The sequence below is a fragment of the Polaromonas sp. P1_F6 genome, from assembly GCF_056405695.1.
On the sequence record NZ_JBFUBQ010000003.1, the window covers coordinates 21034 to 45878 of the forward strand.

Genomic DNA, 24845 nt, shown 5'->3' on the forward strand with positions numbered 1-24845 from the left:
TGAATCAGCGGCGGCCGGGAAGCATGCGAGCCAGCGTGTTGTCACGCAGCCGGTAGTGGTGATACAAGGCCGCCAATGCATGCAAGCCCACCAGGAAATACCCCGCTGTCGCTCCCGCTTCGTGGACTTCCTTGATCCAGCCCGCCGCATCTTTGCTCTCGGCCATCAGCGCGGGCAGTTGCAGCCCAAAAAAAGGAATGGGCTGACCACGGGCGCTGAGTATCAGCCATCCCGCCAGGGGCATCCCTATCATGAGCAGATAAAGCCCCGCCTGCACCAGCCAGGCCAGGCGGCTTTGCCACAGCGGCGGTGCCGGGGCTACGGGTGGGGCGCGATGCCGGAGATTGACCGCCAGGCGAAGCCAGGCCAGCACAAAGACGGACAGGCCCAGCATGTAGTGCCAGGCCCTCAGCCCGTTGCGCATGTCGCTGCCCTTGGGAAAGGCGTCACTGAGCTCCATGCAGAGGTAGACCGCCGCCAGCAAGACAAGCATGAACCAGTGCAAGCCGATGGAGAGCGCACCGGAGCGGTTTTCCGGGTGGGGTTTTGACATCATGGTGTTTCTCCGGCGTCGTCAGGGTGAAGTCTTCACTGCGGGCCGCCGGCCGCGGCGGTTCGCGTTTGCGCATGTCTGCGCCATGCCCGGCTGGCCAGTTTGCGCAATTCGGCGTGCCACAGGACCGTGCTGGCCATGGCGGCGCACAGCAGCCATTGTTCAAACGTAAGGGGCACCGTGCCAAAAGCGTAGTTCAGAAACTCCAGGTTGACCACCGCGATCTGCAGGCCCAACGACAAGCCCAGCGCGGCCCATAGCCATGGGTTGGAGAAAAGGCCGCGAAACGCGGAGGCGGATTCCGAGCGCGCGTTGAAGGCATTGAACAGGTGCGCCAGCACCAGCACGGTGAAGCCGGCGGTGCGGGCGACGGCCAGGTCCTGGTTGCCCTCGATCAGCCCGCCAGGCAACAACATGTCCATGGTCAGGAGCGTCACCACCGCGATGACGGCGCCGGTCTGCAATATCCCCGACCACATGCGGCCATCGATCACGCGCTCATCGCGGGTGCGGGGCTTTCGCGCCATGACGTCGCCGACCGCGGGGTCTATGCCCATGGCCAGCGCCGGCCAGGAGTCGGTGATGAGGTTGAGCCAGAGGATCTGTGTGGCCAGCAGGGGCAGTACCACCGCAACGCCGGGGGCTTGAAGCCCGATGACGCCGGCACCCACCACACCCAGGAACACCGTCAACACCTCCCCCATGTTGGAGGACAGCAGGTAGCGCAGGAATTTCCGGATGTTGTCAAAAATGCCGCGCCCTTCGCGCACCGCCTCCACGATGGTGGCGAAGTTGTCGTCGGCCAGGATCATCCGGGCGGCCTGCCGTGTCACTTCGGTGCCGGTCAGGCCCATCGCGATGCCGATGTCCGCGGACTTCAATGCGGGGGCATCGTTCACGCCGTCGCCTGTCATGGCCACCACCTGGCCGTCGGCCTGCAGCGCATCCACGATGCGCTGCTTGTGCGCCGGCGCGACACGCGCATACACCGACGTCTGGCGAACCGCGGCGGCAAATTCCGCATCCTCCAGACTGTCCATCTCAATGCCGGTCAGCGCGGGCGATTGCGCGCCGCGGATTCCGAGGTCCGCGGCAATGCGCAGCGCCGTGCGCGAGTGGTCGCCCGTGATCATGATGACGCGGATGCCGGCACGCTGGGCCTGGCGTATCGCCACGGCCGCTTCCTCGCGCGGCGGATCCATCAGGCCGGCCGTGCCGACGTAGACCAAGTCTTCTTCCAGTGATGTGGATGCCGGGTCTTCACCGGCGTGCAGTGGACGGAAGGCAACGGCCAGTGTGCGCAAGGCCGCGTCCGAGAGGGTGTCGACGTTGCGGAGCAGGGCGGCCTTGCGGGCGGCATCCATCATCACGGTTGCCGCGCCCACCTTCACATGGGTGCAGCGCTCGATCAGCACGTCCGGCGCGCCTTTGCTGATGAGCATGGCGGCGCCACCTTGGTCATGGTCACGCTCAATCACCGACATCATTTTCCGGTCCGACGTGAACGGAATCTCCCTGATGCGGTCATAGCGGCCGGCGCGTGCCTGGAGTGAAGGGTCGAGCTTGCGCGCGGCGACCAGGAAAGCCGCCTCCGTGGCATCGCCCTGAATCCGCCAGATGCCGGCGGAGTCCTGCCGCAGGCCGGCATTGCCCGCCAGGCTGCCGCCCAGCAGCGCAAACGCCACCTCTTCCCGCAGCGGCCCGGCGGCGAGTTCGCCGCCGGCCTGCTCGACGCGGCCCTCAGGTACATAGCCCACGCCCGTCACCTCCACCATGCCGGATGCCGTTGCAATGCGCGTCAGGGTCATTTCCGCGCGCGTCAGTGTGCCTGTCTTGTCCGTGCAAATGACGGAGGCGCAGCCCAGTGTTTCCACGGACGACAGGTTTTTGATGATCGCCTTGTGCCTGGCCATGCGCTGCACCCCCATGGCCAGCACCACCGACAGGATGGCGGGCAGGCCTTCCGGAACCGCCGCCACCGCCAGCGCCACGCCGAGAAGCAGCACAGCGATGACGTCGCCGGCCGTGCGCAGTTCTGACAGCATCAGGATGGTGGCCACCACCACGGTGGCAATAATGAGCACCGCGATGCCGAGCATCCGGCCCAGCCGGCTTACTTCCCGCGTCAAAGGGGTAGGCGCTTGTGACGTCGCCTCGAGCATGGCGGCAATGGCGCCCATTTCGGTGTTCATGCCGGTAGCCGTGACTACCGCGCGGCCCGTGCCCTGGGTGATGGCCGTGCCCCTGAAGACCATGTTCACGCGGTCGCCCAGCGCGGCCGGGGCCCGCAACGAAGCGGTGCTTTTCAGCACGGCGAAGCTTTCCCCGGTCAGCGAGGCCTCGTGGACACGCAGGGCGGTGGCGGCCGCCAGCCGCGCGTCGGCGCCCACCACGTCCCCCTCATTCAGGACCAGCAGGTCGCCCCGCACCAGCGACGCCAGCGCCACTTTTTGCACGCGGCCGTCCCTCATCAGCGAAGAACTCGCCTGCGTGAGTTTGGCCAGGGCCACCACCGCGCCGCGCGCCTTGGCCTGCTGAACGTAGCCCAGCGCGGCATTGAGCAGGACGACGACGGCAATCACCAGCGCGTCAATCGGCCAGCCTTGCCGCCCGTCCATGGCCCATGCGAGCAGCGAAATGGCAATGGCCGCTAGCAGTAAATAGATCAGGGGGTCCTGGAACTGCGAGAGAATGCGCCGCCACGCACTCACGGGCGGCGCGGCGTTGAGGGTATTGGGCCCTTGCGCGCCAAGCCGCCGTGACGCCTCGCCGGAAGAAAGGCCGCGCAGCAGATCCGCGCCCGTGCTCGCGGCGACGTCCTCGATCTCGCGCACCGACGGGTCGCAGGGTGTTTCGGGCTGCGGGCTTTCTTCAGCGGCGCGGGGAATTTTCATCGTTGTCTTTTTTTATCCGGTTTTGCCCAGGCGGCGGCAAACGGCAAGCCAGCCTGGAGGCTGCACTCGGCAGGTGCCAGTCTGGCGGCTGCGGAAGGTCCGCCGCTTGTCCTGGATCAAGGCGATGCCACTTCGGCAAACCCTGCATTGCTGTTATCGCAAACATCCGCCTATCGGACTGTTCGATAACGTACAGAGAGGCGCCGCACCCGCCCAGGCTTGATCCATATCAAGGGCGCGGCATGCCGTGCTGGCTACCCTTGCGTCATGCAAACCGCCATCGCCCCGGCTTCCGCCGGTCTCTTGCCGCCCGCCGCCGCATGGGCCGTGCTCGACGAGTCGGCCGAATGGGAGGGCTTTAGCCGGCCGGTCGCGGGGCGCGAGGGCTGGTGGGAGTCGTACCTGGCGCTGGAGGGCATGCACTGCGCGGCCTGTGCGCTCACGGTCGAGGAGGTTTTGCGCAAGCTGCCCGGCGTGGATACGGTCCAGGTCAACGGCGTGACTGCCACGGCGCGGCTTCAGTGGCATCCGCAGACCACGCAGCCTTCTTATTGGATTGCGGCATTGCACCAGGCCGGTTACGGCGCCTTGCCGGCAGGCGACCTGCTGCTGGCCGGCCGCAGGGTGCAGGCTCAGCGGGTGATGTTGTGGCGCTGGCTGGTGGCGGGTTTTTGCATGATGCAGGTCATGATGTACGCGGCACCGGCCTATCTGGCGCCGGCGGGCGAGATCACGCCCGACATCCAGGCGCTGCTGGGCTGGGCCTCCTGGGTGCTGACCCTGCCGGTGCTGCTGTTTTCCTGCTGGCCGTTTTTTGCGGCGGCGCTGCGCGATGTGCGCAACCTGCGCATCGGCATGGACGTGCCGGTGGCGCTGGGCGTGCTGATCGCCTTCGGTGCCAGCACGGCCGCGACCTTTGACCCGGCGGGCCCCTGGGGTGACCATGCCTCGTACGACTCGGTGCCCATGTTCGTTTTTTTTCTGCTGTCGGGCCGACTGCTGGAGCAGCGCCTGCGCGACCGCACCGCCGGTGCGCTGGAGGCGCTGATGCGGCGCCTTCCGGACAGCGTGGAGCGGCGGGAAGCCGATGGCAGTTTCCGCGCGGTGGCCGTGCGCCGCCTTGTCGCCGGCGACTTGATTCGGGTGCTGCCTGGTCAGGCTTTCCCCGCTGATGGGGCCGTTGAGGGCGGTGAGAGCCGGGTCGACCAGTCGCTGCTCACCGGCGAATCCAAACCCCTGCTGCGGCGGGTGGGCGATGGTGTCATTGCCGGCAGCCACAACCTCACGGGTGTGCTGCAGGTGCGCGTGCTGCGCGTCGGGCCGGAAACCCGGTACGCCGAAATCGTGGCCCTGATGGAGCAGGCCTCAGTCGAAAAGCCAGGCCTGGTGCAACTGGTGGACCGCGTCGCCAGTCCCTTCCTGGTGGCCGTGCTGCTGGCGAGCGCCGCCGCAGCCGTGTGGTGGTGGCCTTTTGGTCAGGCGCATGCGATGGCGGTCGCGGTCGCGGTGCTCATCGTGACCTGCCCTTGCGCCTTGTCGCTGGCCACGCCGGCGGCCATGCTGGCCGGCGCGGGCGCACTGGCCCGGCGCGGCGTGCTGGTGCGCAAATTGCAGGCGCTGGAAAGCTGCGCTGCCATCGACACCGTGATCTTCGACAAGACCGGCACGTTGACAGAAGACCGCATGCAAGTCGTGATGGCCCATACGCCTGCCGGTGTGAACCGCGACGAGGCGTGTGACTGGGCGGGGGCGCTGGCCAGGCACTCGCTGCATCCGGTCTCGCGCGCCATCGCCGCCCGCTTTCCCGCAGCGGACTGGGTGGCCAGCGAAGTGGAGGAGGTTACCGGACGGGGCCTGCGCGGCAAGGTGGCCCGGTTGGACGGCAGTGAGCCGCATTACCTCAACCTGGGGGAGGCCTTTTTTTGCGGCGTGCCTGTGCCGGGCCGCGATGTGCCGGTGTTGCAGGCCCATCTGTCCGATGGCGAGCACTACCTCGCGGGTTTCGAGCTTGACGAAGCGATGCGGCCAGACGCGGCCCAGGCCGTGGACGCGTTGCTCAAGCTCGGTGTCCGCGTGCAGCTGCTTTCGGGCGATACGGGCCAGGCTGTCGCCCACCTGGCGCGCCGGGCAGGCATTGAGTGGTGCTTTGGCGAATGTACGCCTGAGGTCAAACTGGAACATGTGCGCCGCCTTCAGCGCGAGGGCCATCGCGTCATGATGGTGGGTGACGGCATGAACGACGGGCCGGTACTGGCCGTGGCTGATGCGTCCATGGCCATGGGTCAGGCCGTGCCGGTGGCTCAGGCAAGGTCGGATTTCATCATGACCGGCAACCGGCTGCTCACGGTGCCAGCCCTTGTCGCGCAGGCGCGGCGCACCCGGGCGGTCGTGCGCCAGAACCTGTTGTGGGCAGCGGTTTACAACGCGACCTGCGTACCGCTGGCGGTTTTTGGCTATATGCCCACATGGCTGGCCGGCTTCGGCATGGCGGCCAGCTCGCTGCTGGTGGTGGCCAACTCGGCCAGGCTGGCGCGCACCCCGCCGGAGAACTAGATGGATATCCTGTTCCTCTTGATCCCACTCTCAGTCGTGCTGGCCTTGCTGATCATCGGCGCACTGGGCTGGGCGGTATGGCGAGGTCAGTTCGAGGCGCTTGAGCAGGAAGCCGAGCGCATTCTGCACACTGATTGACCTGCATCAAATGGCGCGACCCGTGCCGCATCGACACTTTGAAGCATCAAGACAAAAGGTGCTTCATGAACGAAGAAACGACACGAGGGATCGCCTATCACGACAAGGTGGTTCGCCAGTTTTCACTGGCAGCTGTGCTCTGGGGTGTGGTCGGCATGGCTGTGGGCCTTTTCATCGCCGCGCAGCTGGCATGGCCTGAACTGAACTTCGGCATTCCCTGGCTGAGCTACGGCCGGCTCAGGCCGCTGCACACCAATGCGGTCATCTTCGCCTTCGGCGGCTGCGCATTGATCGGCAGCAGCTACTACGTGGTCCAGCGCACCAGCAGCGTGCCGCTGTTTGCACCGCGGCTGGCAGCCTTTACCTTCTGGGGCTGGCAACTGGTCATCCTGGGCGCCGCGATCAGCCTGCCGCTGGGTTACACCACCGGCAAGGAGTACGCCGAACTCGAATGGCCCATCGACATCCTGATCACCCTGGTCTGGGTGTCCTATGCCATCGTCTTTTTCGGCACGCTGGGAATCCGCAAGGTCCGGCACATCTACGTGGCCAACTGGTTCTACGGCGCCTTCATTCTTGCGGTGGCGGTGCTGCATGTGGTCAACAGCGCGGAGATTCCGGCCGGCTGGATGAAATCCTATTCCGCTTATGCGGGTGTGCAGGACGCGATGGTGCAGTGGTGGTACGGCCACAACGCCGTGGGTTTCTTCCTCACCGCGGGCTTCCTGGGCATGATGTATTACTTCATCCCCAAGCAGGCGGAGCGGCCGGTCTACAGCTACCGCCTGTCCATCGTCCACTTCTGGGCGCTGATCTTCACCTATATGTGGGCGGGTCCGCACCACCTGCACTACACGGCCTTGCCCGACTGGACGCAGTCAGTGGGTATGGTGTTTTCGCTGATCCTGCTGGCGCCCAGTTGGGGCGGGATGATCAACGGCGTGATGACCCTGTCGGGCGCCTGGCACAAGCTGCGCGAAGACCCCATCCTGCGCTTTTTGATCGTGTCGTTGTCGTTCTATGGCATGAGCACCTTCGAGGGCCCGCTGATGTCCATCAAGACCGTCAATGCGCTGTCGCACTACACGGATTGGACCGTGGGCCACGTGCATTCGGGTGCCCTGGGCTGGGTGGGCCTGATTTCCATGGGCACGCTGTATTACATGATTCCCCGCCTGTTCGGGCAAAAGCAGATGTATTCGGTGCGCGCCATCGAGGTGCATTTCTGGACGGCCACCGTGGGCATCGTGCTCTACATCGCCGCCATGTGGATCGCCGGCGTGATGCAGGGTCTGATGTGGCGCGCCATCAACGCCGACGGAACCCTGACCTACACCTTCGTCGAATCGGTGAAGGCCACCTATCCCTTCTACGTGGTGCGTTTCTTTGGCGGGCTTTTGTACCTTGGCGGCATGGTACTGATGGCCTGGAACGTCTGCATGACGGTGGCCAAGGGCCGCCCCGTCCGGGTGCCGGTGCCGGCGCTGGCTCACGCATAACAAGAGAAGAAAGCACATCCCATGAAAGACGAAACCCCCTCTGCGGCCGGCTTCTCGCACGAGAAGATCGAAACCAACAACTTCCTGATGATCATCCTGATCCTGCTGGTGATCGCCGTGGGCGGCCTGGTGGAAATCGTGCCGCTGTTCTTCCAGAAGTCGACCACCGCACCGCTTGAAGGCGTGAAGCCTTATGGTGCGTTGCAGCTGGCCGGCCGCGACATCTACCTGCGCGAGGGTTGCTACAACTGCCACTCGCAGATGATCCGACCGTTTCGCGCGGAGACGTTGCGCTACGGGCACTACTCGGTGGCCGGCGAATTTGTCTACGACCATCCCTTCCAGTGGGGCAGCAAGCGCACGGGTCCCGACCTGCACCGCGTAGGTGGCAAATACACCGACGAATGGCACCGTATCCACCTGAACAATCCGCGCGACCTGGTCCCTGAATCCAACATGCCGGCCTATAGCTGGCTGGAGAAGAAGCCCGTCGACCCCGCCGACATGGCGCCCCGCATGACAGCACTGCGCAGGGTGGGGGTGCCTTACACCGACGCCGAAATCGCCGAGGCCGCTGGTGTGGTGAAGGGCAAGACGGAAATGGATGCCCTGGTGGCCTATCTGCAAGTTATGGGCAAGGCCCTGAAGTAAAGGAGAGCGACATGGACGTCAACACGCTGCGCATCATCGCTACCCTGCTGTGTTTTGCCACCTTCGTCGGTCTGCTGGTGTGGGCCTATTCCAGCCGTAACCGCACGCGGTTTGAAGAGGACGCAAAGATCCCCTTCCTGCAGGACTAGGGGGTAGCGCCATGCAAGACCTCTTCACCGGTTTTTTATTCACTGCACAACACATCGGGTGTGAGCCATGAGCGATTTCACAGACAACTTCTGGTCCTGGTATGTGGCCGCGCTGACCTTGATCGGCATCCTCGGTGCCCTGGTCCTGCTGTGGGCGACGGCCCGCAAAAAAATACCCCAGAACAGCGACAACACGACGGGCCACGTCTGGGATGAAGACCTGCGCGAGTCCAACAACCCGATGCCGCGCTGGTGGATGTGGCTGTTCGTGATCAGCGTGATCTATTCCTTGCTCTACCTGGTCGCTTACCCGGGCCTTGGTGCTTACCCGGGCGAAATGGGCTGGAGCACGCGTGGCGAATACAACACCGCGATGGACAACGCAGACAAGGAGCTTGCACCGCTGTACGCCGGCTTCACCGCCAAAAGCGCGGACGAGCTCGCCGGCGACGCCAATGCCATGGCGGTGGGCGAGCGCCTCTTCATGAACAACTGCGCCCAGTGCCACGGCTCGGACGCGCGCGGCAGCAAGGGCTTTCCCAACCTCGCCGACACCGACTGGCTGCACGGCGGCTCAACCGAAAAAATCAGGGAGACCCTGACCGTGGGCCGCAAGGGCCAGATGCCGCCCATGGCAGCCGCTGTCGGTACAGCGGATGATGTCAAGAACGTGGCGAATTACGTCCTTAGCCTGTCCGGTGGTCCCCACGATTCACTGCGCGCGCAGCTCGGCAAATCCAAATTCACCGCCTGCGCGGCCTGCCACGGCATGGACGGCAAGGGCAATACCGCGATAGGCGCGCCCAACCTGGCCGACGACATCTGGCTGCACGGCTGGGGAGAGCAGGCCATCGTCGACATTGTGAACAAAGGCAAAACCAACGAAATGCCTGCGCAGGCCGGCAAGCTCACGGAAGCGCAGATCCATGTGTTGACAGCTTACATCTGGGGGCTCTCCAACAAAGCCGCTGCGGCAAAACTTTGAGGCGACAGTGACCCAGCTGCCTTTGCGAAAAATCATTCCCATCGTGCCAGCGGCAGAGCCGGCAGGGGAGTCGCTGTACGAGGCGCAAAAGAAAATCTACCCGCGTTCCGTGAGCGGGCTGTTTGCGCGCTGGCGCTGGGCATTCGTCATCTTGACGCAGCTGTTTTTCTACGGCTTGCCGTGGCTGCAGTGGGGGCAGCGCCAGGCGGTGCTGTTCGACCTGGAGGCGCGGCGCTTTTATCTCTTCGGTTATGTGCTGTACCCGCAGGACTTCATCTACCTGACCGGCCTGCTGGTCGCCAGCGCTTTGTCGCTGTTCCTGTTCACGGCGGTTGCGGGCCGGCTTTGGTGCGGCTTTGCCTGCCCGCAGACGGTGTACACCGAAATCTTCCTCTGGATAGAGCGCAAGGTGGAGGGCGACCGCACGGCCAGGTTGCGGCTGGACGGCGCCCCGTTCTCGCTGGAAAAACTGGTCAAGAAGTGGTTCAAGCACATCCTCTGGATAGGTGTGGCGATGTGGACCGGCTTTACCTTTGTCGCTTATTTCGTGCCGGCCCGCGAGCTGATCCTGCAGTTCTTGCAGACCAAAATGGGCGGCTGGGAAATCTTCTGGGTCTTGTTCTACGGTTTCGCCACTTACGGCAATGCCGGCTTCCTGCGTGAGCAGGTGTGCAAATACATGTGCCCCTATGCGCGCTTCCAGAGCGCGATGTTTGACAAAGACACGTTGATTGTGAGTTACGACCCCGCGCGGGGTGAACCGCGCGGCGCCAGGTCGCGCCATGCCGACGCCGCGGCATTGTCCCTGGGCGCCTGTGTCGATTGCACCCTGTGCGTGCAGGTTTGCCCGACAGGCATAGACATCCGCGAGGGCCTGCAGTATGAGTGCATAGGCTGCGCGGCATGCGTGGATGTGTGTGATGGTGTGATGGACAAAATGGGTTATACGCGGGGTCTGATCCGCTTCACCACCCAGAACGCGCTCGCCGGAAAATGGGGTGCTTCACGCATGCTGCGGCAGGTGCTGCGCCCGCGCGTGCTGGTCTATACGGCGCTGCTCGGCGTACTGTGCCTGACACTTCTCTGGAGCCTGGTGGCGCGCATGCCGTTGAAGGTCGACGTCGTGCGGGACCGTGCCGCGCTTTCGCGCATCGTGGCGGGCGGGCGGCTGGAAAATGTTTACCGGCTGCAGATCATGAACGCCACCGAGCAGCCGCAGCGCTACACGATTGCGGCCGCCGGACTGGAGAGCCTGACGGTCGCCTCTGAGGCTGAAGTCAGCGTGGGCCCCACCGAATCCCGCTGGGTCGCGGTGCGGCTGCAGATTCCCTACGGCTCGGCGTCGGCCGGCTCGCACGCCATCGTGTTCCGTGTCGGCGATGAAAGCGGGCGTGCCCACGTCGAAGAAAAATCCGTGTTCCTTGTTCCGCGATGAATCGCGATGAAAGGCCCCTCATGAATTCCATTCCCACCCAAGCCACTCCATGGTGGAAGCACGGCCATGTCTGGCTGGTGATTTCCGGGCCCGCCGCAGTGGTCGTGGCAGGCGTGGTGACAGCCTTCCTGGCCGTCAAGTATCCGGATGCCGTGATAGGCGGACAGGAGCCGGCGCGGGCCTCGCGCACCAATGCGCTGCATCAACCCAGGGCACTGGCGCCGGCCCTGGAGGGGCGCAATCACGCGGCCACACCCGACAAAACGGCTCGTCCCTGATCGCCTGCAACGCAAAGAGGAGACCCCATGATTTCAGCCAACAAGATACTGGGCATCGCCTGGCCGGCCTTTCTGTCGGCCTGCCTGCTGGAACTGCTGCTCTTCGGACTGTTCGACCCTGAGGAAATGCTGCGTTACGGGCAACCCGCGGGGCTGTCCCGGCTGGCACTGCAGACCGCCGCCTTTTTTGTGTTCTGGCTTGCCTGCGCGGCCTCCAGCGCCTTGACGGTGCTGCTGATGGGGCCTGTGCCGGCTTCCGCAGAAAGGGCCGGGCGGTAAGATCGGGTTCCACTCCCGAAGCTGCCCCATGTCCCTGTTCCCCCACGTCGGTGACGCGGTGCCCAAGCGCCGGCGCTCCATGGCCATCGCACTGGCCGTGATGGCAACCCTGACGCTGCTGGCCGCCGTCCATCTGGCGTCCAGCCCACAATCGCTGCCGGGCCTGCCGCTGGTTGCAGCGCTGGCCGCCGCCACATGCGGCATTGCCTGGCTGCTGGCCGGGCGTGACGCGGCGCGAGACCGTATCGGCAAGCAAGCGCTGGAGGGCGCGGACGCGAGGCTGGCCGGTCTGCTGGATTCGGCCATGGACGCCATCATCACTGTGGACAGCAAGCAGAACGTGCTCTTGTACAACAAGGCGGCCGAGAAGATATTCGGCTGGCCCACGCGCGAGATGCTGGGCCAGCCGCTCACACGGTTGATTCCACAGCGGCACCAGGGGGCACACGGCGAGCAGGTTCGGCGTTTCGGTCAGACCGGCACAACCTCCAGGCGCATGGGAGATGGCACGGTGCTGTATGGGCGGAGGTCCAGCGGCGAGGAGTTTCCGCTGGAAGCTTCCATCTCGCAGCTCGATACCGCGCATGGCAAGCTTTACACCGTGATCCTGCGCGACGTGACTGAGCGGGTCCGCGCGAGCGAGGAACTGAGCGCCTTCGCCTCGGCGGCCCACGCCATCCGTGAAAGCGAAAAAACACGGATCGCGCGCGAGCTGCACGACGAACTCGCGCAGTCATTGACGGCGATCAAGATGGACGCCACCTGGATTCGGGAAGCCTTGCCCCCGGATGCAGGTGCCGTGCGGGCCAAACTGGACGACATGCTCGGCTTGCTGGACACCACGGTGGCCGCCACGCGCCGCATCGCGTCAGATTTGCGGCCGTTGCTGCTGGACGACCTGGGCCTGGTGCCGGCCATCCAGTGGCTCACCCATAATTTCACCCAGCGTCACGGCGTGGTGTGCAAGCTGTCGCTGGACGAGGAGGTTGAGCTGGCCGAACCGTATGCCACGGCGGTGTTCCGCATTGTGCAAGAGTCGCTCGTGAACGTGGCAAAGCACGCGAGTGCGTCGCAAGTCGATGTACGCATAGCGAGGACTGATGCGGCCGTGGTCCTCGACGTGAGCGATGACGGTGCCGGGTTCGCGCCGGACGCCCCGCGCAAGCCCGGCTCGCTGGGCCTGATGGGTCTGCGCGAGCGGGCCCGCCTGCTGCAGGGGACGGTGGACATAGACACCGCGCCTGGCCAGGGAACTCGTATACGGGTCAGCATCCCGGTGCCCGAAACAGGAGACATCACGTGATCAGGATTGTGATTGCCGACGACCATTCCATCGTGCGGGAGGGGCTCAAGCGTATCGTGTCCTCCATCGAGGACATGGAGGTCGCCGGCGAGGCCGGCAACGGGACGGAAGTCATGCAGCGCGTGCGCGAGCTGGCCTTCGACGTGCTGGTGCTGGACCTCTCCATGCCGGGGCGCAGCGGCATGGAGCTCATCAAGCTGATTCGCGGCGAAAAGCCGCAGCTGCGCATCCTGGTCCTGAGCATGCACCAGGAGCTGCAGTACGCCGTGCGCGCCATCAAGAACGGCGCCAGCGGCTACCTGACCAAAGAGAGCGCGCCGGACCAGCTGGAGCAGGCCATACGCAAGGTGGCTTCAGGCGGCGCCTTCATCAGCGCCGAAGTGGCCGAGCAACTCGCGCTGGGTGCGATGCCCGGCAGCCAGGCAGTGCCGCATGAAAGCCTTTCGAATCGCGAGTTTGAAGTGTTGCAATTGCTGGTGGCCGGCGTTTCCCTGACGGACATCGGGACGAAGCTGAACCTGTCGGTCAAGACCGTCAGCACCCACAAGACCAACCTCATGCAGAAAATGGGCTTGCAAAACCAGAGCGAGTTGATCCGTTATGCGCTCAAGCATGGACTGACCGAGCCACTGGACCCCTGAGGCCCACCGGTCTGCTGCGGAAAGCGGCCTTGTGTTGACAACGATCAACACAGCCTCGGGCGCCTCTCCCTACAGTCAGGGTATCCAAACTCTGCACCGGAGGTGTTCCATGAGCAATGAACTCAAACAACTGCTGGTCCATGCCGACGCCTCGCCGCAATTCGCGCAACGCCTTGAATTTTCCTGCCGGCTTGCCGCGCAGTACGGCGCCGGCATCACGGCGCTTTATGCCTCGCCTTCGGCCTCCGAGGCGCTTCCCGTTGCCTCCGGCATGGGGACCGGCCTGGCCGTGAGGCGGGAGAACGTACAGGACACCGAACTGGCGCGGGCGCGCTCGGTGTTCGAACAGATCCGGCCTGCGGGGCTGCCGGCCGCATGGGCTGAAGTCCATGAATTTCCGCTGCTATCGGCCTTTGCCGGGCAGGCGCTCTATGCCGACCTGCTGGTGCTGGGCCAGCACGGCCCGGGCGAGGGTTGGTCCACGCTGATGCCGGCGGATTTTCCGGAGGCTGTGATTGCCCTGAGCGGGCGGCCGGCACTGGTGCTGCCCTACACGTCGGCAAAACCGGGTTTGCCGGGCAATGTGGTGATCGCCTGGAAGCCCACCCGCGGAGCCGCACGCGCGGTGACCGCGGCCCTCCCCATCCTGCGCAACGCAAACTCGGTGCATATCCTGAGCTGGGGCGTTGATGCCGTGGCGGCTACGGGCGCAGGTCCGAATATCGTCTCTTACCTGAAGGCCCACGGTGTCCAGGCCAGCTGGCACCGGGAAAATGTGGAAGGCGCGGAACCCGGGAACCTGGGCGACCTGCTGCTGTCGCGCGCATTCGATCTGCAGGCGGACTTGCTGGTGATGGGCTGCTATGGCCGCGCCCGCGCCTATGAATGGGTATTGGGCGGCGCATCCCGGACCGTGCTTAAAAGCATGACGCTACCCGTGTTGATGGCGCATTAAGCGGGCGCGCTGGTCGGTACAGGCTCGGAAATTTCCGAGTCTGGATCGGAGCGCCGGTGCCGGCGAACCAGCCTTATCCGAGCCGGCCTTTCAGCAAAAGACGATGTCCCTGCCGCGCCGCCTGCGCGACAGTAAGGGCATGCAACACACCGCTTCACCCACCCGGGTCTTTCTGGCCGACGACTCCGCGCTGAGCCGCCGCAGCGTTGCCGAAATGCTTACCGCCCGGGGCGTGGTGGTCGCGGGCCAGGCCGATACGCCGGAGTCTGCGGTCTCGGGCATCCTGGCGACGCAGCCCGATGTGGTGGTGCTTGACGTGCAATTCGAGAAGGGCACGGGCATGCAGGTGCTGCAGTCCATCCTCAAAACCACGCAAGACATTCCTTTCATCATCCTCAGCAACCATGCCGAGGCCGCCTACCGTGCGCGCTACCTGGCTGCGGGCGCTGCCTGTTTTCTCGATAAACACGCCGAGTTTTACCAACTCGGGGACACCGTGGCAATGCTTGCGCAGCCGCGGCGTGTGGATCAGTCCGTTTCTTCCTCCCAATCCAAGGAGTCATCATGCCCATAGCCTGTTCATCCGCCAGCGGCACTTCATCCGTCAGCGGCATTTCATCCGCCGCTATCCTGCCACTGAAGACTCACTGCTCGAACTGCAACCTGCGCGACCTCTGCCTGCCCTGCGGCATGAAGCCCGCCGATGTGGATGGACTGGACGATCTCCACTTCAGCCGGACGAAGGTCAAGGCGGGGCAGACGCTCTACCACGAGGGCCAAGCTTTCCGCAACATTTATGCGGTGCGTATCGGCACCTTCAAATCCAGCCTGACGCTGGCAGATGGCCGTGAGCAGGTCAGCGGCTTCCAGATGGCCGGTGAACTGATGGGCCTGGACGGTATTGCCAACGGCGCGTATGCCAGCAACTCCACTGCACTCGAAGACACTGAAGTCTGCACCATTCCCTACGACCAGATCAGCGGCCTGGCTGCGACCAGTGCCGACATGCAGCAGGCCGTCAGCCGGCTGATGAGCCGGGAAATCGTCAAGGAGCACAGCCTGATGATGCTGTTGGGCAGCATGAATGCCGAAGAGCGGCTGGCTGCCTTCCTGCTCAACCTGTCACAGCGGCTCAAGTTGCGTGGCTACTCAGCCAGCGAATTCCACTTGCGCATGTCGCGCGCCGAAATCGGCAGCTACCTGGGCATGAAGCTGGAGACCGTGAGCCGCACCTTTTCCGCCTTCCTGCAGCAGGGCATCCTGGAAGTCGACAAACGCCACATCCGCATCCTCGACCACGCGGCCCTCAAACACGTCTTCGATACCCAGGTTCACTGAACGACCATCGACTGGGTGGCCGGGGTACCGGAAAAATCCGTCCATTGCCGCCGCTCGAAGTCATAAAGCTTGCAGCGGCGCGCCGTATCGAAGTACCAGTGCCAGGAAAAAGGCTGTACGACGATGTGGCCAGGCAGCCTGGCCTCCAGCATGGCCTGCGCCTGTTTCAGGCGGTACAGCGGCACGCCCATGTCTACGTGATGGGCCGTGTGCTCCATGATGTGGTGCAGCGCCGCGCCGAAAAACGAGTTGAAGGTCAGGTGCACGGTGGTGGAGACAAAGGGGTTGGCGTCCGACCAGCTTTTTTTGTTGTCATACCAGGCGATCTGGGTGTGCGTGTGGTGCACGTAGACCACAAAACCTATCAGGCCGTTCCACACTAACAGCGGCAGGAAAAAGCCAGCGGCCAAAAGCCAGAGCGCCGACTGACCGGTAGACCCTGCCGCGATCACAAGGCCTGCGATCCAGGCTGCGGCAGCGGCAGTGACCAGCAAGCTGTCCGCGACAAAAATGCCGCGCCGCGTAGGCATCATGGCTTTGGACGGGAAGTAAAGCCGCTTCCACCAGATTTCCACGAGGTAGTAGAGCCAGGGCGCCCAGCCGCTGCGGTAGGCGCGCTCCAGCCACTGTTTCCAGACGGGCATGCTTTCATAGGCCTCAAGGGTCGCGGGCTGCCATACGAAATCAAAGCCGCTGAGGTTGGTGTAGCCGTGGTGCACGATGTTGTGCCCGACATCCCACAGGCTGTAGGGCGTGAGCGAGGGCAAAAAAAGCAGGCGGCCCAGCCAGCGGTTGAGTTTGCGGTGTGGGGTGAAGCTCTGGTGGCACGCGTCGTGGCCGAGGATAAACAGCCTCGCGATCATGAAGCCGGCCAAGAGGGCCATGAGCACCTGGAGGGCAGGGTGGCCCGCGAGCACTGCCCCGGCCATGCATGCAGCGAACAGGGCAAAGTCCATCAGGGCCAGCGCCAACGCGAGGCCGGTGTTTTTGGTCGAGACAGGAAGAAGCCAGGAACGCAGGACTTTTCGGTGCGGAAGGACGGTGGCTTGGTTTTCTTGGATTGCTTGTGAGAGGGACATGAGATGAAGGGTTGGCAGCCGGGGCCGTTGACCCAAGGCAATGGGGAAGCCGCCAGCTTACGGCGCGCCCTTCGCGGCGATTTGACGCAGGTCAAGGACGGGGCAAACGCGTCCGGCGGCCGCACCTTGCGCCCTCGTTGATCCACATCAACGCAGCCGGGGCGGAGAGGCGGCACAGTGGAGGCCTCACATTCCTGAACCATCCCATGCCCGCTGTTCTACCCCAGGCCCTTCGCCAGTTCGACATCTCCGGCCCGCGCTACACGTCCTTTCCGACGGCGGACCGTTTTGTCGAGGCCTTTACCGCCGTCGATCACGGCCGCGCGCTGGACGACAGGCGCGCGCGGGCCGAGACCTCGGCGGCACCGCTATCGCTGTATGTGCACATCCCCTTTTGCGAATCGCTGTGCTACTACTGCGCCTGCAACAAGATCATCACCAAGCAGCACAGCCGTGCCACCGCCTACCTGGGCTATCTTGAGCGCGAAGTGGCCCTGTACACGGCGCGCCTGGGGCAGGGACAGCCTGTCAGCCAGCTGCACCTGGGTGGGGGCACGCCGACTTTTTTGTCCGACGCGGAACTCGCACAGCTCATGGACATGCTCAGACGCAACTTCGACATCGCGGCCGGTGCGGAAATGGCCATCGAGGTAGACCCACGCACCGTGGACAACACGCGCCTGGCCGCGCTGGCGGCCCTGGGCTTTAACCGCCTGAGTTTCGGCGTGCAGGATTTCGATGCCGACGTGCAAAAAGCCGTGCACCGCGTCCAGCCCGCCGAACAGGTGTTCGCGCTGGTTGCGCAGGCGCGCGTGCTCGGGTTTGAATCCATCAATGTGGACCTGATCTACGGCCTGCCGCGGCAGACGCAGACGTCTTTCGCGCGCACCATACGCCAGGTCGAGGAACTCAGGCCGGACCGCATTGCCCTCTATGCCTATGCCCATTTGCCGGAGCGCTTCAAGCCGCAGCGGCACATCCCGCCGGCGCTGCTGCCCGCGGCCGAGGACAAGGCCGCCATGCTGGCCGAAGCGATGCAGCGTTTGCAGGGCGCGGGTTACCGCTACATCGGCATGGACCACTTCGCGCTTGAGAACGATGCGCTGGCCGTGGCCAGCCGCGAGGGCCGGCTGCACCGCAACTTCCAGGGCTACAGCACCCAGCCCGACCGCGACCTGGTGGGCCTGGGCGTATCGGCCATTGGCGCGGTCGGCGCCACCTACAGCCAGAATGCCAAAACCCTGGAGGAATACTGCGACTTGCTTGACCAGGGGCGCTTCCCGGTCACGCGCGGCCTGGCACTGAGCCGGGACGACCTGGCGCGCCGCGCGGTGATCATGGCCATCATGTGCCAGGGCCAGGTGTGGTTCGAATCGATAGAGCTCGCCTGGATGCTGGATTTCAAGACCTACTTTGCGGCGGAACTGGAGCGCTTGCGCGAACTGGAGGATGCCGGGCTTGTGCTGCTTTCCAGCACCGGCATCGAGGTGACGGCCGAAGGCCGGTTCGTGTTGCGCGCGGTCGCCATGGTGTTTGACCGCTACCTGCAGTCCGACCTCAACCGCAGTCGTTTCTCGCGCATTATTTGATCGCAGCGCTGCCCATGTCTTACGCCCTCGCCACGACGGCCCTGCTGATGGGCCTTGCCGGAGGACCTCATTGCGCTGTGATGTGCGGCGCGGCCTGTGGCGGCCTGCGGCGCGTGGGCCCGCAGCGGCAGGCGCATTCACCGCTGGTCTTTCAGGCCGGGCGGCTTGTCGGCTATTCAAGTGCGGGCGCGGCGGCAGCGATGGCAGTGCAAAGTTTTGCGTGGATGACAGAACAGGCCGCCGTGGTCAAGCCGCTCTGGGTGCTGTTCCATCTGGCCGTGCTGGGTTGGGGAATGATGCTGATGGTGAAGGCCAGCCAGCCGGCCTGGGCCGACCGCGCAGGCCGCTCCGCGTGGTCCAGGGTGGGTGCCGTGGCCGCATCACGGGGCGGGATGTTCTCGGTGGGCGCGTTATGGGCCTTTATGCCCTGCAGCCTGCTTTATTCGGCGCTGCTGGTGGCGTCCCTGAGTGGCGGGCCGTTGCAAGGCGCGCTGGCCATGGCGGCTTTTGCCGTGGGCAGTGGCGTCTCCCTGCTGCTGGCGCCGCAACTACTGGCCGGGCTGCGGCGCGCCGGCAACGGCCTGGGCGGTCAACTGGGTGTGCGTCTGGCCGGGGGGGTGCTGATGCTGGCCGCGGTGTTCGGCTTGTGGAGCGACATGACGCATCGCATCGCGCAGTGGTGCGGCCTGGCCTGAGGCTGTCCTTGCCGCTGGCTTGTGAATTGCATCAGGTGAGAGAGACCGACTCCAGGTAACAGGGCAGGTGGCATGGCCAGTGCAGTTCGCGTTCGATGCGCTGGCGCATGGCATCGGCTGCGGCCGGCTCGCCGTGGGTGATGAAAGTCTGCTTCGGTACCGACTTGAAGCCGCGCAGCCAACCCATGATTTCGGCGGCATCCGAATGGGCCGACAGGTCGTCCAGCATCGCCACTTCGGCGCGCACCGGCACGTCCTGGCCGTGGATACGCACGGTAGGCGCGCCGCCGGAGATGAGTGCGCCGCGCGTGCCGCCGGGCTGGAAGCCGGCAAACACGATGGTGTTGCGCTTGTCGGGCGCGAAGGCTTTGAGATGGTGGACCACACGTCCGCCGGTAGCCATGCCGCTGGCGGCAATGATGACCATGGGGCCGTGCCTGGCATTGAGCAGGCGCGACTCCTCCGGCGACTCGACGATGTGGGCGGTATGCGCCATGGCCTCGCACTCCGCGGGTGTTAGCCGCAGCTCGGCCTTGTGTTTCAGGTACACCTGCGTGGCATTGGCCGCCATGGGACTGTTGAGGTAGATCGGCAGGTTGCGTTGTATGACACCTTGCGCCTTGAGCACCTGAACGCAGTGCAGCAGGCTTTGCGCGCGCCCCACCGCAAAAGCCGGGATCACCACCACCCCGCCGCGCGCGGCTGTGCGGTTGATTACCTGGCCCAGCGCCGATAGGGGGTCCGAGTCCTTGTGCAGGCGGTCGCCGTAGGTGGACTCCACCACCAGATAATCGGCGCCGTCCATCCGTGTAGGCGGCTTGAGCACCAGGTCGTTGGGGCGGCCTATGTCCCCGGAAAACAGGATGGAGCGCGAGCCGTTGTCCAGTTGCACGAACGACGAGCCCACCATGTGGCCGGAAGGAGTCAGGCTGGCGTTCAGGCTCGGTGCCGGGTGCCAGTTTTTTCCGCTGGGTACCGGGTGCAGCAGCTTGATGCAGCGTAGCGCATCCTCGCGTGTGTACAGGGGCAGCGCCGGTGCGTGCTTCGAAAAGCCGTGGCGATTGGCGTATTCGGCTTCTTCTTCCTGCAGGTGGCCAGCGTCGGGCAGCAGGATGCGGCACAGGTCGGCCGTGGCCGGGGTGCAGAACACCTTGCCCTTGAAGCCCTGGCGCGCCAGCAGTGGCAGGTAGCCGCTATGGTCAATGTGGGCGTGCGTCAGGATCACGGCGTCAATGGAGGCCGGGGCCACAGGTAGCGCGGACCAGTTGCGCAGGCGCAATTGCTTGTAGCCCTGGAACAGCCCGCAGTCGACCAGCACCGTGGACTCCCCGTACCGGATCAGGTATTTGGAACCTGTCACGGTATCTGTGGCACCGAGGAATTGAATCTTCATGCCAGCAGCTTAGATAAAAATGGTGTGCGGGTGTTTGATGTAGCGCAATAGCCTGCACGCTGCAATGCATCGGGAAACCCGGGTCGATGCCGGCTGATGCGAACTCATTTGCTATGAATTTAATAGCTGCTTGCGCTCATCCAGTAATGATTTGAGGCTGTTTTTCTTCCAGAAGGGACGGCCTGACTCCTGCGCCCCGCTGCCTTCGAGTGTGACGAATACAGCACGGCGGTCGCAGGTCTCGCCCTGGCCGCGCGCGCGTCTTGCGCTCGCCGCGGCGCTGAGCGCCAGCGCCGCGAAGCCGCGGGCGGCCACAAAGGCCAGGAAGGCCGTGCCGCCAAGAGGCCGGGCGAGCAAGGCGCTGATGAGGCCCGGGCGGCAGGGCTCCCAGTGCAGCGTCACGCCCTGCGCGGTTCCTGCGGGCTCAATCACCGCGTTCTCATCGGCGCCTAGGCGCACGCGCTGGCCGGCCTCAATGAAATGATCGCCGGAATCATTGTGGCGCGTCAGCCAGAGCCGGCCCCGCAGCACTGTCAATTCACCGCCGCGCCGGGGCAGGCGCAGCGCTTGTCCCGGCGCCAGGCGCCGGGTTCCACCGTGAAATACGGCGCCGTTGGATGTCGCATTCATCATCGACCTCTTGAGGTGTTGCCGCGCCGTCGCCGGGTTCAGAGCCCGGCAAGGGCGTGCAGCGCGGGGTTGTCGATCTGGCCGGCAAGCAGCTTCGCCGCCGCCGCGCTCGCGCCGTCGCCGAGCGCCGCGCGGTGCAGGCAGGCGTGCACCGTCAGTTCGCGCATGCCGCTACGCGCAGCGAGGTCCTGCATTTCGTTGATCCAGGCCGAGGCCTGGGGCATGGCTTGTGCCACAGCGACATCACACAGCGCGTCGAGGGCATATGCCTTGGCCCACAGGTAGGCGTCAGGAAGGCGTACGCAGCGCGTCAGTGCGTCAGCAAGTATTTCAACGGCGCGCTGCGGTTCCCCGCGCGCCATCGCCACACGCCCCAGGCCCCGGCCGGCAATGCCTTCCCAGCACGGGTCACCGAGCTGGCAACCGAGGGCGAAGGCATGCTCGAATCGGCTCGCGGCGGCATCCACGTCGCCGCGCAGCAGGTCGATTTCGGCCCGCAGCGATTGCGGCCACGGCACAAAGGCGGTCCAGCCTTGCCGGGCCAGTGCCACCGAGCGGTCCAGGGCGTCGGCGGCCGCCTCGGGTTCGCCGTGCAGCAGTAGCGCGCGGCCCAGCATGGACAGCGCGTAGGCAAGTTGCCGGCTGTCGCCGACGGCCGCAGCCAGCGCCTCAGCTTCGCGCAGCTGGCTGATGGCGGCCGTGTAATGCGCAGTGTCGCTGAGCGCAGCGCCGTACACGGTGGCGATGCGCGCCTGCTCCGCGTGGTCGCCGGCTGCCAGCGGCGTCGCGCGTTGCAGCCAGGCGAGCGTGCGTTCATAGCGGCCGCGCAGGAATTCGACGTAGCCGAGTTCGCGGCACGCGGCGGCGGCGAGTGCCGGCGAAGCCTCGTGGCCGACCTCCAGTGCTTCGTGAAGCGCAGTGGCGCCTTCTTCGTCGCGTCCGCGGGCGGCATGCACCAGCGCACCGCCCAGGGCCACGCGGGCGCGCGCACGCAGTGCCGCGTCGCCGGTGGCATCGGCTTCCACGATCGCGCGGCGCAGGCATTGCAGGCCGGCATCGAGCGCGCCGGCGCTGATCGCCGCCTCCCCGGCTTCCAGCTGGGCCAGCGCCGCGGCGCGCCCGGTGGCGGGCCGCGCGGTGGGCGCTGCGGTGAGCGTGCGCAGGGCCGCGTCCAGCGTGGCGCCGGGTTGCACGCCGAGTTCGCGCTGGAACAATTCGCGGCAGGCTGCGGCCTGGCGCGCCGCACCCACGCCGTCGCCCGCGGCCGCGAGGCTGCGCACCAGCAAAGCCTGGTAGTTCTCGTCAAGCGGGTTGTGCCGTACCAGCCGGCCGGCCAGTGTGGCTGCTTCTGTCATGGCGCCCGCGGCCATGCGAGCCAGTGCGGCTTCGCGCAGCACGGCTTCGGCGGCGGCCTGCAGATGGCGCCGCTCCGTGGCGAGCCAGACCTCGAAGGCCGGGCTGCCTGAAAAATTCATGCCTTCCAGCAACTCGTGATCCAGGCCGGGCACGCACAGGGCTTGCGCCCAGCTGCCCGACAGCACGGCGCTGAGGTCGACGTAGGTGGCAGGCTCCAGCAAAAGTGCCAGCAGATCGCCGCGCAACTCTGCGGTGCCGAGCAGGCGCCGCAGCTCACTGAGGTTCCAGCGCAGGGCGGCCAGCGGGTCTTCTGCGTCTTCGAACAGCAAGCCCGCCAGATGTTTGCGGCTGACCGGTGCATCACTGCGGACCAGGTAGGCAAGCAGGCCCCAGACCTTGTGCCCGCGCGGCGCCGGCACAGGGCTGCCGCCTCGCTCTATGCGCGGCGGACCAAGCAGGTAGATGGCAAGCCCCGGAGACGGCGGATTGTCGGGGGCTTGCGGATTCACCGGCAGACCTCAGGCTTCAGCGGTGGTGGGGTCGATGACCGTGGTGATCTGCGCGACGGAGTTCGCCGGGAAACCGCCGCGGCGCGCATGTTCCCTCACGAGCTCCTCATTGGCCGCGCGGTAGATGCAGTACATCTTGCCGCCTGTCACATAGCTTTGCACCCACTGCACATCAGGCCCCAGTTCCTGCAGCACACCGCAGGATTTCTGGGAGATGGATTGCAGCTCGGCGGGCTTCAGGGCCCCGAGTCCGGGGATGACACGTTCGATCACGAATTTGGGCATAACAGGCTCCGTTAAGTTGGTGGAGACCCGAAGATAGGCAGTGTACGTGTGAGCCAGCGTGTGAGGAAATCGCCGGGAAAGGATGTCGGCCTAGTCCATATGTGCCTGTTTGCTTACAAGTTGGGCGGCTCAGGCGGTGCCATTCGTGGATAGCATCGGAGTGTCCGCCGCGCTCTTGGCTTCTGTCCGGCTGCGGCGGCCCGTTCAGGTAGCTTCACACAAAAAACCAATGATGAACCACTCGTCCTCGCCACGCAGCCTCTTTCTGGCGTCTACCCTTTTTTTGGGCGGCCTGTGCGCCATGTCGCCGGCCCTGGCGGGCGGCAACACCGAACCACTGACCGACATCCTTTCTTCGCCCGGCAGCGCGGGCCTGGGCCTGGTGACGCGCATTGAACGTTCGCCCTACAAGGATGCAGGCACACGTTACGACCTGCTGCCGCTTTACCTGTATGAGGGCGAGCGGCTTTTCCTGCATGCCAACCGGGGCGGCATCAAGCTGCTCAACGGCACCGAGCGGCGGCTGGACCTTTTTGTGGAGCAGCGCCTGGAGGGCTTCCCGACCGAGCGCCTGCCCGCCAGCCTGGCCGGCATGTCGCCGCGCGACTCGGGCCTGGACCTGGGCCTGGCCTACCGCTGGCGCCAGCCCTGGGGAACGCTGCAGGCCGAGCTGGTGCATGACATCAGCAACACCTACAAGGGCAATGAGTTCCGCCTGGGCTACACCTACGACTGGCGCTCGGGCCCCTGGATGCTGCGGCCCAGCCTGACCGTGGGGGTGCGCGACGCCAGGCTCAACAACTATTACTACGGCGTGCAGGCCAGTGAGGCAACGGCCGGGCGGCCTGCTTATGCGCCGGGCTCGGGCGTGCAGACCTCGATTGGCCTCTACGGCTCTTATGACCTCACCGAGCGCTGGCGCCTGCTGGCCGGTGTGTCGGCCACCTTGCTGGACAACAAGACAAAGAACAGCCCCATTGTGCAAAAGAGCGTGCTGCCTGCCGTGTATATCGGCGCGGCCTATGACTTTGGCGGCCACAAGCGTGAGTGGGCAGAAGACGGCTCGCCCACCTACTTCAAGCTGCTGTACGGCAAGTCAACCGAAGATGGCTGCCATCTGGCCAAGATCATCACGGCGCAGTGCCTGTCGACGGCGAAGGTCAATTCGACCAGCATTACCGGCATCCAGGTCGGCAAGCCCTTCCTGAACAACGTGAACGGCTGGCCGCTCGACTTCATCGGCTATGTGGGCCTCACGCACCACAACGAGCGGGGCCTGCAGGCCAATGGCGTGCAACTGGACCTGTTCATGAAGGCCGTCTACTCGGGCTTCCCATGGAGCGACCGGGTCAAGACGCGGCTCGGTCTGGGCGTGGGCGTGTCCATGGCACAGCGGGCTCCCTACATTGAGTCCTCCAGCCTGGCGGCCAACGGCAAGTCGGCTTCCCGCATGCTCAATTACCTGGATCCGACCATCGACGTGAGCCTGGGCGACCTGATCGGCTACCGGCCGCTCAAGGACACCTTTATAGGCTTTGGTGTGTCGCACCGCTCCGGCATTTTTGGCTCGTCGCGCCTGCTGGGCAATGTCAACGGCGGCTCCAACTACATCTACACCTACGTTGAAACCGCGCTTTGAGTCGTATTTGCTATTGATT

24 protein-coding genes are annotated in these 24845 nt (G+C 65.0%); 17 read left to right on the plus strand and 7 right to left on the minus strand.

Features of this window, described 5'->3' with window-relative positions; translation table 11 throughout:
* Positions 1 to 4 precede the first annotated feature (4 nt).
* Positions 5 to 553 (minus strand): cytochrome b, encoded by a 549-nt coding sequence (locus AC1DY9_RS09740; protein ID WP_477666757.1) that lies wholly within the window; start codon positions 551 to 553, stop codon positions 5 to 7.
* A 35-nt stretch (positions 554 to 588) separates the two neighbouring features.
* Positions 589 to 3447, minus strand: a complete 2859-nt coding sequence (locus AC1DY9_RS09745; protein WP_477666417.1) for a cation-translocating P-type ATPase — start codon at positions 3445 to 3447, stop codon at positions 589 to 591.
* 267 nt (positions 3448 to 3714) lie between these two features.
* Between AC1DY9_RS09745 and AC1DY9_RS09750 the strand changes: the two genes are divergently transcribed.
* From AC1DY9_RS09750 to AC1DY9_RS09815, 14 genes are all read left to right on the plus strand, one after another.
* Positions 3715 to 6000, plus strand: a complete 2286-nt coding sequence (locus tag AC1DY9_RS09750) for a heavy metal translocating P-type ATPase (RefSeq protein WP_477666418.1) — start codon at positions 3715 to 3717, stop codon at positions 5998 to 6000.
* Positions 6001 to 6138 carry a cbb3-type cytochrome oxidase assembly protein CcoS gene (gene ccoS / locus AC1DY9_RS09755; protein ID WP_431095040.1) on the plus strand — a complete coding sequence of 46 codons (138 nt, stop codon included), beginning with the start codon at positions 6001 to 6003 and terminating at the stop codon, positions 6136 to 6138.
* A gap of 65 nt (positions 6139 to 6203) precedes the next feature.
* The gene (gene ccoN, locus AC1DY9_RS09760; protein ID WP_457281527.1) at positions 6204 to 7637 is read left to right on the plus strand and encodes a cytochrome-c oxidase, cbb3-type subunit I; all 1434 of its coding nucleotides are present in this window, start codon (positions 6204 to 6206) and stop codon (positions 7635 to 7637) included.
* Positions 7638 to 7658: 21 nt separating this feature from the next.
* A complete protein-coding gene (ccoO, locus tag AC1DY9_RS09765) occupies positions 7659 to 8288 on the plus strand; it encodes a cytochrome-c oxidase, cbb3-type subunit II (RefSeq protein ID WP_457281526.1) in 630 nt (209 codons plus the stop codon).
* Positions 8289 to 8299: 11 nt separating this feature from the next.
* On the plus strand, positions 8300 to 8437 hold the full coding sequence (locus tag AC1DY9_RS09770) for a cbb3-type cytochrome oxidase subunit 3 (protein WP_457281525.1): 138 nt from the start codon (positions 8300 to 8302) through the stop codon (positions 8435 to 8437).
* Positions 8438 to 8504: 67 nt separating this feature from the next.
* Entirely contained in the window at positions 8505 to 9422 is a 918-nt protein-coding gene (gene ccoP, locus AC1DY9_RS09775; RefSeq protein ID WP_457281524.1) for a cytochrome-c oxidase, cbb3-type subunit III, read from the plus strand.
* Between the two features lie 7 nt (positions 9423 to 9429).
* Complete coding sequence (gene ccoG / locus AC1DY9_RS09780; protein ID WP_477666419.1) at positions 9430 to 10857, plus strand: cytochrome c oxidase accessory protein CcoG; 1428 nt, start codon at positions 9430 to 9432, stop codon at positions 10855 to 10857.
* A gap of 20 nt (positions 10858 to 10877) precedes the next feature.
* Positions 10878 to 11135 (plus strand): nitrogen fixation protein FixH, encoded by a 258-nt coding sequence (locus AC1DY9_RS09785; protein WP_477666420.1) that lies wholly within the window; start codon positions 10878 to 10880, stop codon positions 11133 to 11135.
* 27 nt (positions 11136 to 11162) lie between these two features.
* Positions 11163 to 11414, plus strand: coding sequence for a hypothetical protein (locus tag AC1DY9_RS09790; protein ID WP_457281521.1), 252 nt, complete (start codon positions 11163 to 11165; stop codon positions 11412 to 11414).
* 28 nt (positions 11415 to 11442) lie between these two features.
* The gene (locus AC1DY9_RS09795; protein WP_477666421.1) at positions 11443 to 12717 is read left to right on the plus strand and encodes a PAS domain-containing sensor histidine kinase; all 1275 of its coding nucleotides are present in this window, start codon (positions 11443 to 11445) and stop codon (positions 12715 to 12717) included.
* A complete protein-coding gene (locus tag AC1DY9_RS09800) occupies positions 12714 to 13358 on the plus strand; it encodes a response regulator (protein WP_477666422.1) in 645 nt (214 codons plus the stop codon). The genes AC1DY9_RS09795 and AC1DY9_RS09800 overlap by 4 nt, the downstream gene beginning before the upstream one ends.
* 109 nt (positions 13359 to 13467) lie before the next feature.
* On the plus strand, positions 13468 to 14313 hold the full coding sequence (locus AC1DY9_RS09805; protein ID WP_477666423.1) for a universal stress protein: 846 nt from the start codon (positions 13468 to 13470) through the stop codon (positions 14311 to 14313).
* 103 nt (positions 14314 to 14416) lie between these two features.
* Entirely contained in the window at positions 14417 to 14887 is a 471-nt protein-coding gene (locus tag AC1DY9_RS09810; RefSeq protein WP_477666424.1) for a response regulator, read from the plus strand.
* On the plus strand, positions 14878 to 15651 hold the full coding sequence (locus tag AC1DY9_RS09815; protein WP_477666425.1) for a helix-turn-helix domain-containing protein: 774 nt from the start codon (positions 14878 to 14880) through the stop codon (positions 15649 to 15651). Before AC1DY9_RS09810 ends, AC1DY9_RS09815 begins: the two co-directional genes overlap by 10 nt.
* Here AC1DY9_RS09815 and AC1DY9_RS09820 read toward each other — a convergent pair.
* Positions 15645 to 16730 (minus strand): fatty acid desaturase, encoded by a 1086-nt coding sequence (locus tag AC1DY9_RS09820; RefSeq protein ID WP_477666426.1) that lies wholly within the window; start codon positions 16728 to 16730, stop codon positions 15645 to 15647. The two genes, AC1DY9_RS09815 and AC1DY9_RS09820, sit on opposite strands and share 7 nt — an antisense overlap.
* A gap of 206 nt (positions 16731 to 16936) precedes the next feature.
* Here AC1DY9_RS09820 and hemN point away from each other — a divergent pair, with 206 nt between their 5' ends.
* Together hemN and AC1DY9_RS09830 are read left to right on the plus strand one after the other, a co-directional pair.
* Positions 16937 to 18319, plus strand: a complete 1383-nt coding sequence (gene hemN / locus AC1DY9_RS09825) for an oxygen-independent coproporphyrinogen III oxidase (protein WP_477666427.1) — start codon at positions 16937 to 16939, stop codon at positions 18317 to 18319.
* Between the two features lie 14 nt (positions 18320 to 18333).
* Positions 18334 to 19014 carry a sulfite exporter TauE/SafE family protein gene (locus tag AC1DY9_RS09830; protein ID WP_457281513.1) on the plus strand — a complete coding sequence of 227 codons (681 nt, stop codon included), beginning with the start codon at positions 18334 to 18336 and terminating at the stop codon, positions 19012 to 19014.
* Positions 19015 to 19045: 31 nt separating this feature from the next.
* Here the strand turns inward: AC1DY9_RS09830 and AC1DY9_RS09835 are convergent, their stop codons facing one another.
* From AC1DY9_RS09835 to AC1DY9_RS09850, 4 genes are all read right to left on the minus strand, one after another.
* Positions 19046 to 20407, minus strand: coding sequence for an MBL fold metallo-hydrolase RNA specificity domain-containing protein (locus AC1DY9_RS09835; RefSeq protein ID WP_477666428.1), 1362 nt, complete (start codon positions 20405 to 20407; stop codon positions 19046 to 19048).
* Between the two features lie 111 nt (positions 20408 to 20518).
* Positions 20519 to 21037 (minus strand): DUF2917 domain-containing protein, encoded by a 519-nt coding sequence (locus AC1DY9_RS09840; protein ID WP_477666429.1) that lies wholly within the window; start codon positions 21035 to 21037, stop codon positions 20519 to 20521.
* Between the two features lie 38 nt (positions 21038 to 21075).
* Positions 21076 to 22902 (minus strand): AfsR/SARP family transcriptional regulator, encoded by a 1827-nt coding sequence (locus AC1DY9_RS09845; RefSeq protein WP_477666430.1) that lies wholly within the window; start codon positions 22900 to 22902, stop codon positions 21076 to 21078.
* A 9-nt stretch (positions 22903 to 22911) separates the two neighbouring features.
* Positions 22912 to 23187, minus strand: a complete 276-nt coding sequence (locus AC1DY9_RS09850) for a DUF4242 domain-containing protein (RefSeq protein ID WP_457281509.1) — start codon at positions 23185 to 23187, stop codon at positions 22912 to 22914.
* A 232-nt stretch (positions 23188 to 23419) separates the two neighbouring features.
* On the opposite strand from AC1DY9_RS09850, the gene AC1DY9_RS09855 reads away from it, so the two are divergent.
* Positions 23420 to 24826, plus strand: coding sequence for a MipA/OmpV family protein (locus AC1DY9_RS09855; RefSeq protein ID WP_477666431.1), 1407 nt, complete (start codon positions 23420 to 23422; stop codon positions 24824 to 24826).
* Positions 24827 to 24845: the final 19 nt, after the last annotated feature.

Bases quoted from the DNA above. Each gene is read 5' to 3' on its own strand.
- AC1DY9_RS09740 (WP_477666757.1), bottom strand. From the start codon at position 553: ATGTCAAAACCCCACCCGGAAAACCGCTCCGGTGCGCTCTCCATCGGC.
- AC1DY9_RS09745 (WP_477666417.1), bottom strand. From the start codon at position 3,447: ATGAAAATTCCCCGCGCCGCTGAAGAAAGCCCGCAGCCCGAAACACCC.
- AC1DY9_RS09750 (WP_477666418.1), top strand. From the start codon at position 3,715: ATGCAAACCGCCATCGCCCCGGCTTCCGCCGGTCTCTTGCCGCCCGCC.
- ccoS (WP_431095040.1), top strand. From the start codon at position 6,001: ATGGATATCCTGTTCCTCTTGATCCCACTCTCAGTCGTGCTGGCCTTG.
- ccoN (WP_457281527.1), top strand. From the start codon at position 6,204: ATGAACGAAGAAACGACACGAGGGATCGCCTATCACGACAAGGTGGTT.
- ccoO (WP_457281526.1), top strand. From the start codon at position 7,659: ATGAAAGACGAAACCCCCTCTGCGGCCGGCTTCTCGCACGAGAAGATC.
- AC1DY9_RS09770 (WP_457281525.1), top strand. From the start codon at position 8,300: ATGGACGTCAACACGCTGCGCATCATCGCTACCCTGCTGTGTTTTGCC.
- ccoP (WP_457281524.1), top strand. From the start codon at position 8,505: ATGAGCGATTTCACAGACAACTTCTGGTCCTGGTATGTGGCCGCGCTG.
- AC1DY9_RS09785 (WP_477666420.1), top strand. From the start codon at position 10,878: ATGAATTCCATTCCCACCCAAGCCACTCCATGGTGGAAGCACGGCCAT.
- AC1DY9_RS09790 (WP_457281521.1), top strand. From the start codon at position 11,163: ATGATTTCAGCCAACAAGATACTGGGCATCGCCTGGCCGGCCTTTCTG.
- AC1DY9_RS09795 (WP_477666421.1), top strand. From the start codon at position 11,443: ATGTCCCTGTTCCCCCACGTCGGTGACGCGGTGCCCAAGCGCCGGCGC.
- AC1DY9_RS09805 (WP_477666423.1), top strand. From the start codon at position 13,468: ATGAGCAATGAACTCAAACAACTGCTGGTCCATGCCGACGCCTCGCCG.
- AC1DY9_RS09810 (WP_477666424.1), top strand. From the start codon at position 14,417: ATGTCCCTGCCGCGCCGCCTGCGCGACAGTAAGGGCATGCAACACACC.
- AC1DY9_RS09815 (WP_477666425.1), top strand. From the start codon at position 14,878: ATGCCCATAGCCTGTTCATCCGCCAGCGGCACTTCATCCGTCAGCGGC.
- AC1DY9_RS09820 (WP_477666426.1), bottom strand. From the start codon at position 16,730: ATGTCCCTCTCACAAGCAATCCAAGAAAACCAAGCCACCGTCCTTCCG.
- hemN (WP_477666427.1), top strand. From the start codon at position 16,937: ATGCCCGCTGTTCTACCCCAGGCCCTTCGCCAGTTCGACATCTCCGGC.
- AC1DY9_RS09830 (WP_457281513.1), top strand. From the start codon at position 18,334: ATGTCTTACGCCCTCGCCACGACGGCCCTGCTGATGGGCCTTGCCGGA.
- AC1DY9_RS09835 (WP_477666428.1), bottom strand. From the start codon at position 20,407: ATGAAGATTCAATTCCTCGGTGCCACAGATACCGTGACAGGTTCCAAA.
- AC1DY9_RS09840 (WP_477666429.1), bottom strand. From the start codon at position 21,037: ATGAATGCGACATCCAACGGCGCCGTATTTCACGGTGGAACCCGGCGC.
- AC1DY9_RS09850 (WP_457281509.1), bottom strand. From the start codon at position 23,187: ATGCCCAAATTCGTGATCGAACGTGTCATCCCCGGACTCGGGGCCCTG.
- AC1DY9_RS09855 (WP_477666431.1), top strand. From the start codon at position 23,420: ATGAACCACTCGTCCTCGCCACGCAGCCTCTTTCTGGCGTCTACCCTT.